Raw genomic sequence first — 16,183 nt, 5'->3', positions numbered from 1 at the left:
CTGACGCGCCCGTCCTGGGCGGTTTCGACAGTGAGTATTTCCGGCAAGATGAAGCCTGGATCGATCCCAGCTTCATCTTGCCCAAAATACTCCCGCCGGAGGCGACACGACATCTGCAAACCGTGATCCCTCATGACGTCTCTCCCGGCAATCCCGCCGCCAATGCGTTCACCGCGGCCGAGGCGATGGCCGAGCCACCCCGCCGTCCGCGCAGGGCGACAAAGTCGCAGCCGCGGGGCCGTGCGGCCAGTTCCGCCTTGCTTTCCGCGGCGCCGACGAAGCCAACCGGGAAACCCAGGATCACCGCAGGGCGCGGGGCGCCTTCGTCCAGCCGCTCGAGCAGGCGGAAGAGCGCGGTCGGGGCGTTGCCGATGGCGACCACGGCACCGTCCAGATGAGCGTCCCAGAGGTCAACTGCCGCGGCGGAGCGGGTGTTGTTGATCGCTTTCGCATGGTCCGGCACGGAAGGATCGTTCAGCGTCACGATCACCTCGTTCCCGGCGGGCAGCGTGCGACGGATGATACCCGCGCCGACCATCTCGCAATCGCACAGGATCGGCGCGCCGGACAGCAGGGCCAGCCGCCCGGCCTCCCACGCGCCTTCGGAATAGGCGATGCGATCCGCGACCTCGATCATGCCGCAGGCATGGATCAGGCGGATCGCCAGCGATTGCATGCCCTCGGGGAACCGGTTCAGCCGCGCCTCGCGCCGGACGGTGGCAAAGCTTTCGGCGTAGATCGCTGCGGGGTTCCTCTCGTACCGCATCCCTCGCGGGGGGGCGGGCGTCGGTTTGTCCTCGCCCTGCACCTGGTCGAGGCCGAGGATCCAGGCCTCTTCCCGCGCGACGGCCTCGCGCTGTTCGGGGGCCAAATCCTTGGGCCCGGAGAAGGCGACGGCGAGCAAACCCTGATCGTCCAGCGCTGCCAGTTCCGCCGCCGTCACCCGCACCTGCGCGCTGTCCAGCGGTTCGTCCCCGGCCTTTTCGCGATGCGCCCGGGCCTGCCAGAGCGAGGGATAGACCTCGGCCAGCACGACCTGCGCGGCGGGCAGTTCCAGCCCGGTCTCGAACGGCCAGACGGCGACGCGGCCCGACAGGCGCGGATCGCTGCGCAGGGCGGCCAGTGCCGGCAGGCCCAGGATCACCTGCGATCCGACCGACCCCGCATAGGCCAGCTGCCAGACCGTCTTGGCCCCGCGCGCCCGTGCATCGCAGAGCCGGTGTTCGGCGGGGTGATCGCTGCCCTCGCGTTCGGATTGCTTGACCGGGATCGCCGGGAACGGCGCGGTCTCCGGGCGGCCCCAGAAGGGCCCGGTCCCGTCATAGAGCCCGTTGATCCCTTCGGCGACCTCGAACCGGTTCGACACGTTGTCGGGCCCGTCCGAGACATGGCCCGCGAACCAGTCCCACAGGTCCATCGCGCGGTCCGATCCGCAGATGCGCCGCGCCACGCCCGCCGGGTAGCCAAACGGGAAATCGAAGCCCGCCAGCACCTTGCGCCCTGCTCCGGCCTCGGCCGACAGGAAGTCGGCCAGCCAGGACACGGCCTCGGACCTCGTGCGGAAATAACGCGGCGCCTCGGGGCCGGTGTCACGCTGCACGCCGATCCAGATCGCATCCTTGCTGGGGGCGGCGGGGCTGGGCGCGTTGCGGGCGGACCAATCCACGACGACATGGGTGTCGAAATGGCGCGCGCTCATCTGCTGCGGGCGCTTTCCGGCCCGTGCGGGTGCTTGGCATGCGGGTATTCGGCGTGGTGGTGGTGCCCGTGGCCGTGGTCATGGCCGTGACCATGCGCATGGTCGTGCCCATGGTGATGGTGGTGCCCCGGCATCTCCAGCCGGCATTCCCCGGTGCAGAAGGTGTCGCACAGGGTGCAATCGGCCACGTTGGAGCCCGGCGCGGATGCCCCCTGCCCCTCGACATGGTGGTGGTGGCTTTCCTGTACGGCACCGACCTCGGCCTCGAAGCCGATCACGGCGGCGCGGTACTTGCACAGCACGCAGGTCGGCGGCGGCACGTCGGCAAAAGCCGGGTGGGCGCGATCCTCGGGGCGGATATGGACGTGTTCGCCATCCTCCAGCGCCAGCACCTGTTCGCGATAGGCACAGATGCCGCAATTGGGGATGACCGCGCCGCCCGCGATCTCGCGCACACGCTCGGCGAAGGTGTCCAGCACCTGGGGATGGTCGTTCAGGTAGCCCGCCTTGACGAAGGCGATCTCGGGGTGATCGGCGGCGACCTTGTCGGTGAACCCGTAGATGCGGTCGATCAGGATGCCGGTGAACAGGAAATACGGGAAGACCACGACCCGCTTGTAGCCCAGCTTCGTCACGTGGCGCAGGCAGGGTTCGACCAGCGGGAAGGTCACGCCGGAATAGCCGGTCTCGACCCAGCCGAAGCCCAGCCCTTCATGCAGCATCCGCGCGATCTTGGCGACGTTGCCGTTGGCATCGGGGTCAGAGGCCCCGCGCCCGATCACCACCAGGCAGGTTTCCTCGTAGGGAACCGTCTCGCCCCCGGCATCCGCGTCGGCCATGGCGGTGCGGATGCGGTCGGCGGCGGCGGCGATCATCTTGGGATCGACGCCCAGTTCGCGCCCATAGGAGATCTCGATCCCGTGCTTGGTCGCATAGGTGTTCAGCACCGTGGGGATGTCGTTCTTGGCATGCATCGCGGCGAACAGCATGCCCGGCACGGCGAGAATGCGGTCGCACCCTGCCTCGCGCAGGCGGTCCAGCCCGTCACGGATGACCGGGTTGGCGAATTCCAGATAGCCGTAATCGACCGCCCAGTCCTCGGGCAGCAGGGCGGGCAGCTTTTCGGCCAGCACCGCGAATTCGTCCACGGCCGCCTGGCTGCGCGACCCGTGCCCGCAGATCATCACCCCGGTCTTGGTCATCGTCTCAGGCCTCCTGCGGCTCTTCGTCGGAGATCTCTTCGCTCTCCGGTTCCGCTTCGTCCTCGGCCTCGCCCTTGTTGCGCAGACCCTGCCACAGCCCGATGGCGATCGCCGCACCAAGGGCCGCCGCGCCCAGCCAGTGACCGTGGCCCGCAACCTCGCCCAGGTGGCCGACATGGGCCAGGGCAGGCCCGGCGGTGAGGGCAAGGGGGATGGCTAGAAGAAGGCGCATGGCGGGTCCTTTCCATTCGATACCGGAAAGGGGCCGGTCCGCCCGAATGGCGCAAGCCGGTCTCGACGATAGCGCTGGCAGGTCCCCGATCTGGGTCGACCCTTCGGCACTCACCTCTCCGGCCCCCTGGACAGGGGGCGTCGTCGCCCCCTTCCTATCGCCGCCGCCCCGGCGATGCAATCGCCCGCAGCGGCATCGCAGGGGTCGGTGGCGACACGGGGCGCGCAGGCCCGACGGCTGGCCACCTCTGTGCATCCATGCAGGGCTGGTGCGCGCCTGCCGCGATGGACCTGTCGGCCCCAGGCCTTACATCTGGCCCTGAACAAAGGAGAGAACGATGGGAATGCTGGTCGACGGGGTCTGGAAAGACCAAAGCCTGAGCGAACTGAACAAGGGGGGCAAGTTTGTCCGGGCCGAGACGTCCTTTCGCAACTGGGTGACCGCCGATGGCAGCGCCGGCCCCTCGGGCGAAGGTGGGTTCAAGGCCGAGTCCGGGCGCTACCACCTCTATGTCTCCTATGCCTGTCCCTGGGCACATCGCGCACTCGTCTTCCGCGCGTTGAAAGGGCTTGAGGATCACATCGACGTCTCTGCCGTGCATCCCGACATGCTGAAGGACGGCTGGAGCTTCGAGACGGATTTCGACGGCGCGACAGGCGACCCGCTCTTCGGGGCCGACTTCCTGCGTGAGATCTACCAGAAGGCCGATCCCGAGATGACGGGCCGCGTCACCGTGCCCGTGCTCTGGGACAAGGAGACGAACCAGATCGTCTCCAACGAATCGGCCGAGATCATCCGTATGCTCAATTCCGCCTTCGACGGGATCACCGGCAACACCGACGACTACTACCCCGAGGCGCTCCGCCCCCGCATCGACGAGGTCAACGCCCGCATCTACGACACGGTCAATAACGGCGTCTACAAGTCCGGCTTCGCGTCCTCGCAGGAGGCCTACGACGACGCGGTCAGCGCGCTCTTCGACAGCCTCGACTGGATCGAAGGTCTGCTGGCCCAGAACCGCTACCTGACCGGCGACCGGATCACCGAAGCCGACTGGCGGCTCTTCACCACGCTGATCCGGTTCGACAAGGTCTACCACACGCATTTCAAGTGCAACCGCACGCAGATCGTGAACTTCCCGAACATCTGGGGCTACCTGAAAGAGCTGTATCAGTGGCCGGGCGTGGCCGACACGGTGCGTTTCGATCACATCACGCGGCACTATTACTACAGCCACGACCACATCAATCCGAACCGGATCGTGCCGATCACCGCGCGGCTCGACCTGGACGCGCCGCACGGACGGGGCTGACCGTCTCGCCAGAACTCGCGTCAGAGGCGCGGGCGGGGTTAACGCGCACCGACGGCGTGGCTCAGGCGACCTTGTCCGCCGGGCGCCGCTGCGGCTGCGCGTAATGGGCAACCATTGCCGCCATGTCGGCGGGCCGGAAATGCGCCGGGATCGCCGCGCAGGCATTGGCCGACAGCTGGAAAATCGCCCCGCCCGACAGGAAATCATCGCGGGTGACAAAGATCACCCGCGCATCCGGGCGGCGGAACTGGGCATAGTCCGATACGGCAAAGCCCGCCCCGTGGCTCAGCATGACATCCAGCACGATCACGTCGATATCCATCCGGCGCAGAAACTCGATCGCCGCGTCCTCGTCAGCGGCGACATGAACCTCAAGACCCTGCTGGTCGAGATGCGTTTTCCATATCCAGCGGATGTTGTCCGGGCCGCCCACGATCAGGACTCTGGGCATGTGCCTGTCGGGTTCCAGGTCGGGGGTCGCGTCGCGATCGGATGATCTCGGGGTCACTGTTCGGTACCTCACGGATGGCCTTCCAGCCACATTCTCTTCGGTATTTTCAGAAATGCCGCGAAAGTCCTAACAAATCGTTAATGTTTTTCGGATCGGAAAACCCGCCGGTGGAAAATTGCCAATCGCCGAAAAATCAGGTGAAACCGGACGACGATTCGACCGACGGAGCCGCCATGACCACCTGGATCACCATCTGCGACACCTGCAAACGCGACGACTGGGCCGATCGCGGCGTCGAGGTCACCGATGGCGAGTCGCTGGCCGTCCTGGTCGAGGCCGCGGCCGAGGGCACCCAGGTCCGCACCCGCCGCACCTCCTGCCTGATGGGCTGCACCCATGGCTGCAACATCGCGGTGCAGGGCGAAGGCAAGCTGGCCTACACCCTGGGCCGCTTCACGCCCGATGCCGACAGCGCCCAGGCCATCGTCGATTATGCCCGGATGCACGCCGACAGCGACACCGGCCGCGTGCCCTTCCGCGAATGGCCGCAGGGGGTGAAGGGGCATTTCGTGACCCGCCATCCGCCCCTGCCCAAGGATGAGTGACCCTTCCGTGACCGTCGCCCCGCGCGACCATGGCGGTGGCATCGACGCCGCCCGCACCCGGTTCGGCGGCGACCGCGCGGACTGGATCGACCTTTCGACCGGCATCAACCCGGTGCCGTACCAGCCCGGCCCGCTGCCCGCTGACGCCTGGACCGCCCTGCCCGACCGCGCCGCCGCCGATGCGCTGTGCCTGGCCGCGCGCCGCTTCTGGTCTGTACCCGATGGCGCCGCGCTGCTGGCCATCCCCGGTGCCTCTGCCGCCATCGCGATGATCCCGACGCTGCGCCCCGCCGGCCAGGTGCATATCCCCGGCCCCACCTACAACGAACACGCCGCCGCCTTCCGCCTCGCGGGCTGGCAGGTCGAGGACGGCCCCTGCGCCGCCCCCGACGCCCGCGTCGTCGTGCATCCCAACAACCCCGACGGGCGCTGGCACGATCCGGCCGCCGCCCCTCTCACGGTGATCGACGAAAGCTTCTGCGACATCGCGCCGGAGCGCAGCCTGATCGCCCGCGCCACCGATCCCGGCACGCTGGTTCTGAAAAGCTTCGGCAAGTTCTGGGGCCTCGCCGGGCTGCGACTGGGCTTCGCCATCGGCGACCCGGCCCTGATCGCGACGCTTGCGGACCGGCTGGGCCCCTGGCCGGTTTCCGGCCCTGCGCTGTCGATCGGTTGCCAGGCGCTGTCCGATCCCGCCTGGGCCGAGGCGACGCGCACCCGGCTGCGCGACGATGCAGATCGGCTCGACCAATTGATCCTGCCCCGCGGCGCCACGCTGACCGGGGGCACACCGCTCTTCCGGCTCTATGACCACCCGCGCGCCGAGGCCCTGCATGACCACCTGGCCCGCCACCATATCTGGACCCGCCGTTTCCCCTGGTCGGCCACGGCGCTGCGGCTCGGCCTGCCCGGCCCGGAGGGCTGGACGCGCCTGGAAAACGCGTTGGAGCGCTTTGAATGACCCTCGTCCTGGCCCTTCTCCTTGATGCTGCATTCGGTGAACCCGATTGGCTCTGGTCCCGCGTCACCCACCCCGCCGTCGCCATCGGGCGCGGCATCGGTTGGGCCGACCGTCGGTTCAACCATGGCAGCTTTCGCAAGGCCAAGGGGGTGATCCTGACGCTGTGCCTGCTGCTGGGCGGGTTGCTGGCGGGGCTGGTCATCGCCCAGTTCGGCTGGGTGGTCGAAGCGGTCGTCGCCGCGATCCTGCTGGCCCAACGCTCGCTGGCCGATCACGTGTCCGACGTGGCCCGCGCCCTGCGCCTGTCGGTCGCCGCGGGCCGGGTCAGCGTGTCTCGGATCGTCGGGCGCGACACCGCCCAGATGGACGAACCCGCCATCGTGCGCGGCGCCATCGAAAGCGGTGCCGAAAACCTCTCCGACGCGGTGCTCGCGCCGGTCTTCTGGTTCCTGATCCTCGGACTGCCGGGCCTGCTGGCCTACAAGGCGATCAACACCGCCGACAGCATGATCGGCTACCTCACGCCACGTCATCGCGACTTCGGCTGGGCCGCCGCACGGCTGGACGATCTGTTGAACTGGGCGCCCGCCCGGCTGTCGGCCCTGCTGATCCCGCTGTCGCTGGGCCGCCTGCCCGACTGGCCCGCCATCGCCCGCGACGCCCGCCTGCACCGCTCGCCCAATGCCGGCTGGCCCGAAGCGGCCATGGCCCAGGCGCTCGACGTCGCGCTATCCGGCCCCCGCGCCTATGACGGAGAGATGCGGGATTTCGCCTGGGTCCACGGCTCCGGCGACAGGTTTCCCACCTTCGAGGCCGTCGACCGCTGCGCCGCGATGCTCTGGCGCAGCTGGGGGCTGCTGCTGGCGCTGGCCTGCGTGAAGGCGCTGCTCACCTGATCGCCCCATTGCCCTGACCGGCGATCCTGATAGGCTGCCTCGGATTTCATCCAAGAGGTTTGCGATGCTCCGAATTCTTCCTTCCACCAAGGTCTTGGTCACGGCTCTGGTCACTGGCCTCACCCTCGGCGCCGCACCGGCGCTGGCGCAATGCGGCGGCTCCTTCAGCAGCTTCGTCGGCGGATTGAAGGAAGAGGCCAGGCAACGCGGCCATGACGCGGCCACCGTCGACCGGTTCTTCGCCTCCGTCCGGCAGGATCAGAAAACCCTGAACGCCGACCGTCGCCAAGGCGTGTTCCAGCTGGATTTCACCACCTTCGCACGGCGCCTGATCTCCCAGAACCGGATCAATGCGGGCGTCGCCAACGGCAAGCGTTATGACAGCGTCTTTGACCGGATCGAGGCGCAATACGGCGTCGACCGCGGCGTCCTGCTGGCCTTCTGGGCCTTCGAAACCGATTACGGCGCCTTCCAGGGCGATTTCAACACGCTGAACTCGCTGGTCACGCTGTCCCACGATTGCCGCCGGCCAGAACTGTTCCGGCCGCAGGTTTTCTCCGCGCTCGAACTGTACGAGATGGGCGATTTCGACCCCGCCCGCACCACCGGTGCCTGGGCTGGCGAGATCGGCATGGTCCAGATGCTACCCGGCGACATCATCGAAAACGGCGTGGATGGCGACGGCGACGGCCATGTCAGCCTCAAGACCTCCGCCCCCGATGCGCTGATGTCCGGGGCCAAGATGCTGCAGCACCTCGGCTGGCGTGCGAACGAACCGTGGATCCAGGAAATCGACGTGCCCGCCGAAATGGACTGGTCCAAGACCGGGCTGCGCACCACCATGTCGCCGGCCGAATGGGAACGGATGGGCGTGCGCCCGCGCGCCGGCCAGTGGTTCGCCAACCTGCCCGCCTCGGTCATCATCCCGCAGGGGCGCAAGGGGCCGGCCTTCCTCGCCTACCCGAACTTCAACGTCTACTTCGAATGGAACCAGAGCTTTACCTACGTCCTGACAGCCGCCTATTTCGCCACCCGACTGCAGGGCGCCCCTGTCTTCGACGCGGGCAACCCAGACCCGGGCCTCTCGGGCGAGCAGATGAAGACCCTGCAACGCCGCCTCGTGGCGCGCGGCTATGACGTGGGCGATGTGGACGGCATCTTGGGCGCGAAATCGCGCGAGGCCGTGCAGGCCGTCCAGCAGGAACTCGGCCTGCCCGCCGATGCCTGGCCCACGGCGGCCCTGCTGAACCGGCTCTGAAGCGGCGCGGCTTTACCGGATCTTAGGGGATGTGGTACAAGCTGAGCATTCGATAGGAACGTTTCGTTCAGAACGTCACCTTCTAAAAGGCCCGGCAGAGCTGCTACTCTGCCGGGCCACTCTTTTTCAGCCTATCGGCTGATCCAGAGCCGGAGAGCCGCCAGGACCACTGTCGCGATCCCGATGGCGACCATCCATCTTCGATAGTTGCTCTCGCTCATGCTAACGATCTCCTCGCGCCGCTGTTGTTCGCAACGCGAAGAACGTAGCAGCCGCAGAGCCGAAAAGGTAAAGTAACTTCGATAGTATGTAGCGGCTCGGCCTCCGCTCACGCCACCAACTGCTCCGCCCGTTTCAGATCAACGGAGACAAGCTGCGACACGCCCTGTTCCTGCATCGTCACACCGAACAGCCGGTCCATCCGCGCCATCGTCACCGCGTGGTGGGTGATGATCAGGAACCGCGTATCGGCGCGGTTCACCATCTCGTCCAGCAGGTCGCAGAACCGGGTCACGTTGGCGTCGTCCAAAGGCGCGTCGACCTCGTCCAGCACGCAGATCGGGGCCGGGTTCACCAGGAAGACCGCAAAGATCAGCGCCAGCGCGGTCAGGGTCTGCTCCCCGCCCGACAGCAGCGACAGAACCGACAGTTTCTTGCCCGGCGGCTGGCACATGATCTCCAGCCCCGCCTCCAGCGGGTCCTCGGATTCCACCAGCACCAGGTTCGCCTCGCCGCCGCCAAAGAGGTGGCGGAACAGCATGCCGAAATTCCGGTTCACCTGGCTGAAGGCCTGCAACAGCCGGTCCCGGCCCTCGCGGTTCAGCCCGGCAATGCCGCCGCGCAGGGTGGCGATCGCCTCGGTCAGGTCGTTCTTCTCGTTGACCAGTTCGTCATGTTCGGCGGACACTTCCCTGGCGTCCTCTTCGGCCCGCAGGTTCACCGCACCAAGCGCATCGCGCTGGCGGCGCAGGCGGTTCAGGTCGTTCTCGATCTCTTCCGAGGACGGCATCTTTTCGACATCGACGTCGAGACTGTCGAGCAATTGCTTGGGCGACAGCTCCATCTCGTCGGCGATGCGTTCGGCGGCGGCGCTGACGGCCTCCTGCGCGGCGTCGGACCGGGCTTCGGCCCGGGCGCGCGCCTCGCGGGCCTCGGAGGCGGTCCGTTCCGCATCGCGTTCTCCGGCGACAGCTTCGCGCAGGGCGGCTTCGGCCTTGGACAGCGCATCGGCGGCTTCGGCCCGGCGCGCTTCGGCCTTGGCGATATCCGCGTTCAGCGCCTCGCGCTTTTCGGCCAGTTCACCGGGCTGGGCCGCGGCGGTTTCCAGCTCGGCCTCGCTTTCGGCCTTGCGGGTGTCGATCTCTCCGATCCGCTTGCCGGCGGTATCCAGTCGCAGCCGCCAGCCCGACAGCTCCTTCGTCACTTCCTGCGACCGCTTGACCCGCGCCTCGCCTTCCCGGCGCAGCTCGTCATGGGCGGCCCGGCGCGACATCATCGCCATCCGCGCGGCCTCCACGGTCATCTTCAGATCCTCGACGGCAGATCGCGCGCCATCGAGATCGGGCAATTCCCGCACGGCTTTCTCGGCGGCCTTCACCTGGGTCGAGGCCTCCAGCGCCTCTTCCTCATAACGGCTGACCGACAGGCCAAGGCTTTCCAGCTTGCTTTCGGCCATCGAATGATCCGCCTCGGCGCGGCTCAGCTTGCGCGCGGCCTGCGACACCAGACCATCGGCATCCTTGCGGGCCTGGCGGGCGGCGCGGTCGGCCTCCGTCAGGTCGGCAAGACGCTTGGACAGGCTCTCATGCGCGGCCTTGGCCCCTTCGGCCTGCGCGGTGGCGCGGGCCAGTTCCTGCTTCAGCTCTTCCAGCCGGTTCATCTGCTGCAGACGCAGCGCCGCGGCCGAGGGCGCATCCTCTGCCCAGGCGCGATATCCGTCCCACCGCCACAAATCCCCCTCGGCCGAAACCAGCCGCTGGCCCGGCAACAGAAGAGCCTGCAATTTCGGGGCTTCCTCGGCCTCGATCACCCCGATCTGGCCGATCCGGCGCAACAGGACGTCCGGCACCTCGACCACGTCCGACAACTGCTGCACCCCGGCAGGCAGGGCCGGCGCGTCGTCATATTCCGGCAGGTTCACCCAGCCCGACGGGCCATCGCCCGACACGACGGGCGCGCGCAGATCGTCCGCCAGCGCCGCGCCAAGCGCCTTTTCGAACCCCGGACGCACCCGCAGCTCGTCCATCACCTGGCCGCCCTCGGCGGTGTCGCGCTGCACCAGCCGGGCCAGCGCCGAAACCTCGGCCTGCAAGGCGTTCACCTCGCCCTCGGCCGAGGATCGCGCAGCGCGGGCATCGGCCTCGCGTGTTTGCGTATCGGCGCGGGCGGCTTCGGCCTCCACCAGGGTTTCCTCGGCCCGCTGGGCGGTGGCCTGGGCCTGGCTCAGCTCCGCCTCCGCGGCCTGCCGGTCCTCGGCGGCCTTTGCCAGCGCGGCCCGCGCCTCCGTCACGGCGGCCCGGGCCTTTTCGGCCTCGGCCTCGCTGCGGGTCAGGGTCTTGCGGCTGTCATCCAGCACGCGATGCGCGGATTGGTGGCGCGCGGCCAGGCGGGCCACGTCCTCGGTCAGTTCCGACAGGTCGCTCTCGCGCTGGCTGAGGACCGCACCGGCCTCGCGCGCGGCCTCGGCCGCCGTGGCCAACGCCGTGTCGTGTCCCTCACCGGCCTTGGTCAGTTCGCGTGCTTCCCATTCCAGCCGCTCGATCGTCTCGCCGGCATCGCGGTTCAGACCCTGTTCCCGCTCGCGGTCGCGGATCAGCTGGGCGATCCGGCCCTTCAGCCGTTCGATCAGCTCGACCGCGCGTTCCTCTTCCTCGACCATGGCGTCGCGCTGCACGCTCAGCCGTTGCAGGATAGCCCCCGCCACGGCCTCTTCCTCGCGCTTCGGCGGCAGCACGTCCTCGGCGGCGGCGCGCGCCTTTCCGGCGTCCTGCGCAGCGCGTTCGGCCTGGGCCGCACCGGTGACCTTTTCCTTCAGAGCAGCAAGCGCCGCGGCCCGCGCTTCCTCTGCCTCTTTCCAGCGGCGATACAGCAGCATCCCCTCGGCCTTGCGCAGATCGGTGCCAATGGCCCGATACCGCTGCGCCTGCCGGGCCTGCCGCTCCAGCGTGGCCAATTGCTGGGCCAGCGTCTCGATCACGTCATCGACGCGGCTCAGGTTCTGCTCCGCCCCTTTCAGCTTCAGCTCGGCCTCGTGGCGCCGCTGATAGAGGCCGGAGATCCCCGCCGCTTCCTCGAGGATCCGGCGCCGCGCCTTGGGCTTGGCGTTGATCAGTTCCGAGATCTGGCCCTGCCGCACCAGCGCCGGCGAATGCGAGCCCGTAGAGGCATCGGCGAACAGCATCTGCACGTCCCGCGCCCGCACGTCCTTGCCGTTGGCCTTGTAGGCCGATCCGACATCGCGGGTGATCCGGCGGACAATCTCGATCCCGTCCTGGTCATTGAATCCGGCCGGGGCCAGGCGTTCAGAATTGTCGATATGCAGCGACACTTCGGCAAAGTTGCGCGCCGGGCGGCTGGCAGCCCCGGCAAAGATCACGTCCTCCATCCCGCCGCCGCGCATCGCCGTGGGGCGGTTTTCGCCCATCACCCATCTCAGCGCTTCCAGCAGGTTCGACTTGCCACAGCCGTTCGGCCCCACGACACCGGTCAACCCGTCATGAATCAACAGGTCAGTCGGGTCGACGAAGCTCTTGAAGCCGGTGAGTCTGATTTTGGAAAAGCGCAAGTTGCAGGCCTGATCGTGATTCCGGTATCGCCTCAGCATGAAGGGGCCAAAGCCAACGAGTCAACGCTCACACGCTGGATATGGGGCCGTCAGACGACTTATCCCCAAGATATTGCGCCTTTCCGCCGCATACTTTCCGCCACAGCCAGCCGCAAATCGGATCCCGCGCGCCGCATTGGGCCTTGACCCTGTGGCCCTCTGCACGGCAGAACGAAACGGCATGGTTCCTCGCAAGGGCGCAAAGCGTCCGAGGATGAATTGGGAATGCGGAACGGGACGACCCATATCGGGGCCCTAGCCGCAGCCGCCCCCGCGACTGTAAGCGGAGAGCGCAGTGCCATACGCCACTGGGACACCGGGAAGGCGGCACAAGGCGCGATGACCCGCAAGCCAGGAGACCAGCCGTGCGTAACATGGTAACCAGCCGTCGGGGATGACGGCCAAGGAGATACAGATATGACGACCCAGACGCTCAGCCTTTCCGGCCTCCGTTCCGATATCCTGGCGCTCGCCGCCGTTGGCCTGATCGGCCTCGGGATCGTATTCGTGGCGGGCCACGCCCAGGCCGGCGCCCTGCACGATGCCGCACATGACGTGCGCCACGCCACCGGCTTCCCCTGCCACTGATCGTCTGACCCACACAGTCCGATGTTCCAGAAATTGCTGACCAGCGCGTTGTTCGCTGGATTTGCAGCGGGTCTGATCGCAGCCCTGCTGCAACTGGCATTCGTACAGCCCTCGCTCCTGCGGGCCGAGCTGTTCGAATCCGGCACGCTTACCCATTTCGGCTCCGGCCCCACGCCGGTCCCGGAAATCCCCTTTGCCATCGATCCGGTGCGCGATGCGCTGTCGGTGCTGTTCTCGGCACTGATCTACACCGGCTACGCGATGCTTCTTGTCGTCGCCATGTCCGTCGCCGAAAACCGCGGCGCGCGGATCGACGCCCGCACCGGCCTGATCTGGGGCGTGGCGGGCTTCGTCGCGGTCCAGCTGGCCCCGGCCTTTTCGCTGCCACCCGAATTGCCCGGCTCCGCCGCGGCAGAGGTCGGCGCGCGGCAGGTCTGGTGGTTCGTGACCATCGCCGCGACCGGTGCAGGGCTCGCCCTGATCGCCTTCGGCCGTAGCCTCTGGCCTGCACTGGCGGGCGCGGTGCTGATCCTGCTGCCTCATCTCGTCGGCGCGCCGCATCACGCCAGCTATGCCGGGCCGGTGCCGCCGGAACTCGCCGGGCTGTTCGCATCCCGCGCGCTTGGCGTCGGGCTGATGGCCTGGGCGATCCTCGGCACGATCGCCGGCTATGTCTGGTCACGGGGAGAGGCGCAATGAAGGCGAACCTCCTGCTTCTCGTGATCGGCCTCTTCTTCGGCACCGGCGCGGGGTTCCTGCTCGGCCAGACCGTCGAAGGGCCCGAAGGCCACGACCACGCAGCCCATGGCGAACCCCATGACGATGACGGGCCAATCGCGACGCATGACCATTCCGCCCTGATCGAGACCGATGCGGCCTCGGTCCGGGTCGCGGTCACGCCCGACGGGCCCGGCGCGCTGAACGTGCATATCATGCCCGACGGCATGAGCTTCGCCCCCGAGGCGGTGAATGCCACGCACGAGGATGGACAGGGCCACGCCCATGTCTACGTCAACGGCGTGAAAGAGGCGCGGGTCTACGGCCCCTGGATCCATCTCGACGGTCTGCCCTCCGGCCCCGCCACGCTGCGGGTGACGCTGAACGCCAACAGCCACGAACAGCTGGCCCATGACGGCACCCCGATCGAAACCACGACCGAGGTGACGATCCCATGACCCCGACCGCGCCCCGTCAGAGGTCCGGAATCCGCCCGATCAGGCAATGCCGCAGCACCGGCAGACCCGTCGCATCGGCGATCCGGCCCCGGGGCGCGGCACGGTACAACGACAGGAAGGCGCCGGTCTCCGCCGCCGCCTCCGTGCTGACGGGACCGAAAAGGTATGCCTCCCGTCCCGGCTCCCGCACCGCCATCACGGGGGCCTGCGCGCAGGCATTCATGCAGCCGACGCGCCGCACCTCTTCGCCGCTGGCCTCGGCCGCCCGGTCGGCCAGCTCGGCCCCGCCCTCGCAATTGGCGCAGACAAAGATCATGCCGCCGCCCCTTTTCCAGATGTTCCCACGCTGATAGGCCCTATCCAGCCGTCATCGCAACCCGTAGAGGCCCCCTATGCCCGCCAAGATCCCCGCCACCGTCGTCACCGGTTTCCTCGGCGCCGGCAAGACCACCCTGATCCGCCACATGCTGGCCAATGCCAATGGCAAGCGGATCGCGCTCATCATCAATGAATTCGGCGACCTTGGCGTCGATGGCGACATCCTGCGCGGCTGCGGCGACGAAACCTGCCGCGACGAGGACATCATGGAGCTGTCCAACGGCTGCATCTGTTGCACCGTGGCCGAGGATTTCATCCCCACCATGGAAAAGCTGCTGGACCGCGAGGATCGCCCCGACCACATCGTGATCGAAACCTCGGGCCTGGCCCTGCCGCAGCCGCTGGTCCGCGCCTTCAATTGGCCCGCGATCTCGACCCGCGTGACCGTGGATGGCGTGGTCACCGTTGTCGACGGCCCGGCGCATCACGCAGGCACCTTCGCCCATGACGTGGCCGCCGTGGATGCACAGCGCGCGCTGGACGAGAACCTCGACCACGAAACGCCCCTGTCCGAACTTTTCGAGGATCAGCTGGCCTGCGCCGACATGATCGTCGTGAACAAGTCCGACCTGATGGACAGCACCGCGCTGACCACCACCACCCAGGCGCTGACCGACGGGTCGCGCCCCGGTGTCCGCGTGGTCCAGGCCGCCATGGGCGCGCTCCCGACCGAGGTGCTGCTGGGTCTGGAAACCGCGGCCGAAGCCGACATGGAGGCCCGCCACGAGGTGCATCACCATCATCACCACGACGATGACGAGGATGACGACCATCACCACGATCACGAACATGAACACGGCCATGACGAGTTCGAAAGCTTCGTCGTGACCCGTGGCGAGATCGCCGACCCCAAGGCCTTTGCCGAACAGGTGGCCGACACGATCCGCGCCCATGGCATCCTGCGCCTCAAGGGGTTCGCCGCCGTGGAATCGAAGCCGATGCGCCTGACGCTTCAGGCCGTCGGCCCCCGGATCGACACCTATTACGACCAGCCCTTCGGCGCCGCGCCCCGTGAAACCCGCCTCGTCGTGATCGGCCAGACCGGGCTGAACCGCGCGGCCATCGAACAGGCCCTGACCGCCTGAACCCCCAGCCCTGAGCCGCCCATGCTGATCATCGCCCCCGGCAACCCGACCGAACCGCCCGCCTCCGACCTGCTGGATGCCAGCCAGGCCCTGATGCGGCGCCTCTTCAACCCCGAGGAAAACCATTTCCTCAGCCACGCGGCGCTGGCCCAGCCCGACGTCCGGTTCTTCGTGGCGCGCGACGGGGCGGAAACGCTCGGTACTGCTGCGCTGAAGATCTGCGACGGCTACGGAGAGGTCAAAAGCTTCTTCGTGACCGAGGCCGCCCGCGGTCGCGGTGTCGGCGCCGCCCTGCTGCGCCAGATCGAGGACCAGGCCCGCGCCGAGGGCCTGACCGAGCTCAAGCTGGAAACCGCGGACAAGCTCGACGCCGCCTGCCGCCTCTACGAACGCCACGGCTTCACCCGTCGCGGCCCCTTCGGCGCCTACGAGGCGAACGGGACCTCGGTCTTCATGGAAAAGACGCTGGCCGCAGAGGACAGCTCGCCCGCCGCGTGACCACCGGCCCGCCGCGATGC

At 67.9% G+C, this 16,183-nt stretch carries 16 protein-coding genes and 1 riboswitch; of the genes, 10 read left to right on the top strand and 6 right to left on the bottom strand.

Annotation, left to right across the window (positions count from 1 at the left end; all coding sequences use genetic code 11):
- Positions 1-130: 130 nt before the first annotated feature.
- The 3 genes from ATO9_RS02800 to ATO9_RS02785 form a co-directional block, all read right to left on the bottom strand.
- On the bottom strand, positions 131-766 hold the full coding sequence (locus ATO9_RS02800) for a precorrin-8X methylmutase (RefSeq protein WP_043745576.1): 636 nt from the start codon (positions 764-766) through the stop codon (positions 131-133).
- Between the two features lie 929 nt (positions 767-1,695).
- Positions 1,696-2,901, bottom strand: coding sequence for a sirohydrochlorin chelatase (locus ATO9_RS02790; protein WP_043744698.1), 1,206 nt, complete (start codon positions 2,899-2,901; stop codon positions 1,696-1,698).
- 4 nt (positions 2,902-2,905) lie between these two features.
- On the bottom strand, positions 2,906-3,133 hold the full coding sequence (locus ATO9_RS02785) for a DUF6732 family protein (RefSeq protein ID WP_043744694.1): 228 nt from the start codon (positions 3,131-3,133) through the stop codon (positions 2,906-2,908).
- Positions 3,134-3,470: 337 nt separating this feature from the next.
- Here ATO9_RS02785 and ATO9_RS02780 point away from each other — a divergent pair, with 337 nt between their 5' ends.
- Entirely contained in the window at positions 3,471-4,445 is a 975-nt protein-coding gene (locus ATO9_RS02780; RefSeq protein ID WP_043744691.1) for a glutathione S-transferase family protein, read from the top strand.
- Between the two features lie 61 nt (positions 4,446-4,506).
- Here the strand turns inward: ATO9_RS02780 and ATO9_RS02775 are convergent, their stop codons facing one another.
- The gene (locus ATO9_RS02775) at positions 4,507-4,896 is read right to left on the bottom strand and encodes a response regulator (protein WP_043744688.1); all 390 of its coding nucleotides are present in this window, start codon (positions 4,894-4,896) and stop codon (positions 4,507-4,509) included.
- Positions 4,897-5,129: 233 nt separating this feature from the next.
- Here ATO9_RS02775 and ATO9_RS02770 point away from each other — a divergent pair, with 233 nt between their 5' ends.
- From ATO9_RS02770 to ATO9_RS02755, 4 genes are all read left to right on the top strand, one after another.
- Positions 5,130-5,501, top strand: a complete 372-nt coding sequence (locus ATO9_RS02770; protein ID WP_043745571.1) for a DUF1636 family protein — start codon at positions 5,130-5,132, stop codon at positions 5,499-5,501.
- The gene (locus tag ATO9_RS02765; RefSeq protein WP_202902090.1) at positions 5,494-6,462 is read left to right on the top strand and encodes a threonine-phosphate decarboxylase; all 969 of its coding nucleotides are present in this window, start codon (positions 5,494-5,496) and stop codon (positions 6,460-6,462) included. The genes ATO9_RS02770 and ATO9_RS02765 overlap by 8 nt, the downstream gene beginning before the upstream one ends.
- Positions 6,459-7,358: an adenosylcobinamide-phosphate synthase CbiB gene (gene cbiB / locus ATO9_RS02760; protein WP_043744682.1), complete on the top strand. Its 900-nt coding sequence runs from the start codon at positions 6,459-6,461 to the stop codon at positions 7,356-7,358. Before ATO9_RS02765 ends, cbiB begins: the two co-directional genes overlap by 4 nt.
- A 64-nt stretch (positions 7,359-7,422) precedes the next feature.
- Positions 7,423-8,616: a lytic murein transglycosylase gene (locus tag ATO9_RS02755; protein WP_043744680.1), complete on the top strand. Its 1,194-nt coding sequence runs from the start codon at positions 7,423-7,425 to the stop codon at positions 8,614-8,616.
- A 328-nt stretch (positions 8,617-8,944) separates the two neighbouring features.
- On the opposite strand, the gene smc is transcribed toward ATO9_RS02755, so the two are convergent.
- Positions 8,945-12,400, bottom strand: a complete 3,456-nt coding sequence (smc, locus tag ATO9_RS02750; protein WP_043744676.1) for a chromosome segregation protein SMC — start codon at positions 12,398-12,400, stop codon at positions 8,945-8,947.
- 209 nt (positions 12,401-12,609) lie between these two features.
- Positions 12,610-12,821: riboswitch (cobalamin riboswitch) on the top strand.
- Positions 12,822-12,856: 35 nt separating this feature from the next.
- On the opposite strand from smc, the gene ATO9_RS23805 reads away from it, so the two are divergent.
- The 3 genes from ATO9_RS23805 to ATO9_RS02740 are packed head-to-tail and all read left to right on the top strand — an operon-like array spanning position 12,857 to position 14,202.
- Entirely contained in the window at positions 12,857-13,027 is a 171-nt protein-coding gene (locus ATO9_RS23805; protein WP_081979418.1) for a CbtB domain-containing protein, read from the top strand.
- A 21-nt stretch (positions 13,028-13,048) separates the two neighbouring features.
- Positions 13,049-13,726 (top strand): CbtA family protein, encoded by a 678-nt coding sequence (locus ATO9_RS02745; RefSeq protein WP_043744674.1) that lies wholly within the window; start codon positions 13,049-13,051, stop codon positions 13,724-13,726.
- Positions 13,723-14,202: a hypothetical protein gene (locus ATO9_RS02740; RefSeq protein ID WP_043744671.1), complete on the top strand. Its 480-nt coding sequence runs from the start codon at positions 13,723-13,725 to the stop codon at positions 14,200-14,202. The genes ATO9_RS02745 and ATO9_RS02740 overlap by 4 nt, the downstream gene beginning before the upstream one ends.
- 16 nt (positions 14,203-14,218) lie before the next feature.
- Here the strand turns inward: ATO9_RS02740 and ATO9_RS02735 are convergent, their stop codons facing one another.
- The gene (locus tag ATO9_RS02735) at positions 14,219-14,518 is read right to left on the bottom strand and encodes a DUF1636 family protein (protein ID WP_052418050.1); all 300 of its coding nucleotides are present in this window, start codon (positions 14,516-14,518) and stop codon (positions 14,219-14,221) included.
- Between the two features lie 76 nt (positions 14,519-14,594).
- Here ATO9_RS02735 and cobW point away from each other — a divergent pair, with 76 nt between their 5' ends.
- Together cobW and ATO9_RS02725 are read left to right on the top strand one after the other, a co-directional pair.
- Positions 14,595-15,665 carry a cobalamin biosynthesis protein CobW gene (cobW, locus tag ATO9_RS02730; RefSeq protein WP_043744668.1) on the top strand — a complete coding sequence of 357 codons (1,071 nt, stop codon included), beginning with the start codon at positions 14,595-14,597 and terminating at the stop codon, positions 15,663-15,665.
- A 21-nt stretch (positions 15,666-15,686) separates the two neighbouring features.
- The gene (locus ATO9_RS02725; protein WP_043744664.1) at positions 15,687-16,163 is read left to right on the top strand and encodes a GNAT family N-acetyltransferase; all 477 of its coding nucleotides are present in this window, start codon (positions 15,687-15,689) and stop codon (positions 16,161-16,163) included.
- Positions 16,164-16,183 lie beyond the last annotated feature (20 nt).

Source organism: Pseudooceanicola atlanticus (assembly GCF_000768315.1).
Lineage (GTDB): Bacteria > Pseudomonadota > Alphaproteobacteria > Rhodobacterales > Rhodobacteraceae > Pseudooceanicola > Pseudooceanicola atlanticus.
Note: the sequence above shows the minus strand (reverse complement) of the source record. Positions and strands in the feature narration are given on the sequence as shown.

What these genes read in the sequence shown, in the direction of transcription:
- ATO9_RS02800 (WP_043745576.1), bottom strand. Translation starts at nt 766, where the DNA reads ATGCGGTACGAGAGGAACCCCGCAGCGATCTACGCCGAAAGCTTTGCC.
- ATO9_RS02790 (WP_043744698.1), bottom strand. Translation starts at nt 2,901, where the DNA reads ATGACCAAGACCGGGGTGATGATCTGCGGGCACGGGTCGCGCAGCCAG.
- ATO9_RS02785 (WP_043744694.1), bottom strand. Translation starts at nt 3,133, where the DNA reads ATGCGCCTTCTTCTAGCCATCCCCCTTGCCCTCACCGCCGGGCCTGCC.
- ATO9_RS02780 (WP_043744691.1), top strand. Translation starts at nt 3,471, where the DNA reads ATGGGAATGCTGGTCGACGGGGTCTGGAAAGACCAAAGCCTGAGCGAA.
- ATO9_RS02775 (WP_043744688.1), bottom strand. Translation starts at nt 4,896, where the DNA reads ATGCCCAGAGTCCTGATCGTGGGCGGCCCGGACAACATCCGCTGGATA.
- ATO9_RS02770 (WP_043745571.1), top strand. Translation starts at nt 5,130, where the DNA reads ATGACCACCTGGATCACCATCTGCGACACCTGCAAACGCGACGACTGG.
- ATO9_RS02765 (WP_202902090.1), top strand. Translation starts at nt 5,494, where the DNA reads ATGAGTGACCCTTCCGTGACCGTCGCCCCGCGCGACCATGGCGGTGGC.
- cbiB (WP_043744682.1), top strand. Translation starts at nt 6,459, where the DNA reads ATGACCCTCGTCCTGGCCCTTCTCCTTGATGCTGCATTCGGTGAACCC.
- ATO9_RS02755 (WP_043744680.1), top strand. Translation starts at nt 7,423, where the DNA reads ATGCTCCGAATTCTTCCTTCCACCAAGGTCTTGGTCACGGCTCTGGTC.
- ATO9_RS23805 (WP_081979418.1), top strand. Translation starts at nt 12,857, where the DNA reads ATGACGACCCAGACGCTCAGCCTTTCCGGCCTCCGTTCCGATATCCTG.
- ATO9_RS02745 (WP_043744674.1), top strand. Translation starts at nt 13,049, where the DNA reads ATGTTCCAGAAATTGCTGACCAGCGCGTTGTTCGCTGGATTTGCAGCG.
- ATO9_RS02740 (WP_043744671.1), top strand. Translation starts at nt 13,723, where the DNA reads ATGAAGGCGAACCTCCTGCTTCTCGTGATCGGCCTCTTCTTCGGCACC.
- ATO9_RS02735 (WP_052418050.1), bottom strand. Translation starts at nt 14,518, where the DNA reads ATGATCTTTGTCTGCGCCAATTGCGAGGGCGGGGCCGAGCTGGCCGAC.
- cobW (WP_043744668.1), top strand. Translation starts at nt 14,595, where the DNA reads ATGCCCGCCAAGATCCCCGCCACCGTCGTCACCGGTTTCCTCGGCGCC.
- ATO9_RS02725 (WP_043744664.1), top strand. Translation starts at nt 15,687, where the DNA reads ATGCTGATCATCGCCCCCGGCAACCCGACCGAACCGCCCGCCTCCGAC.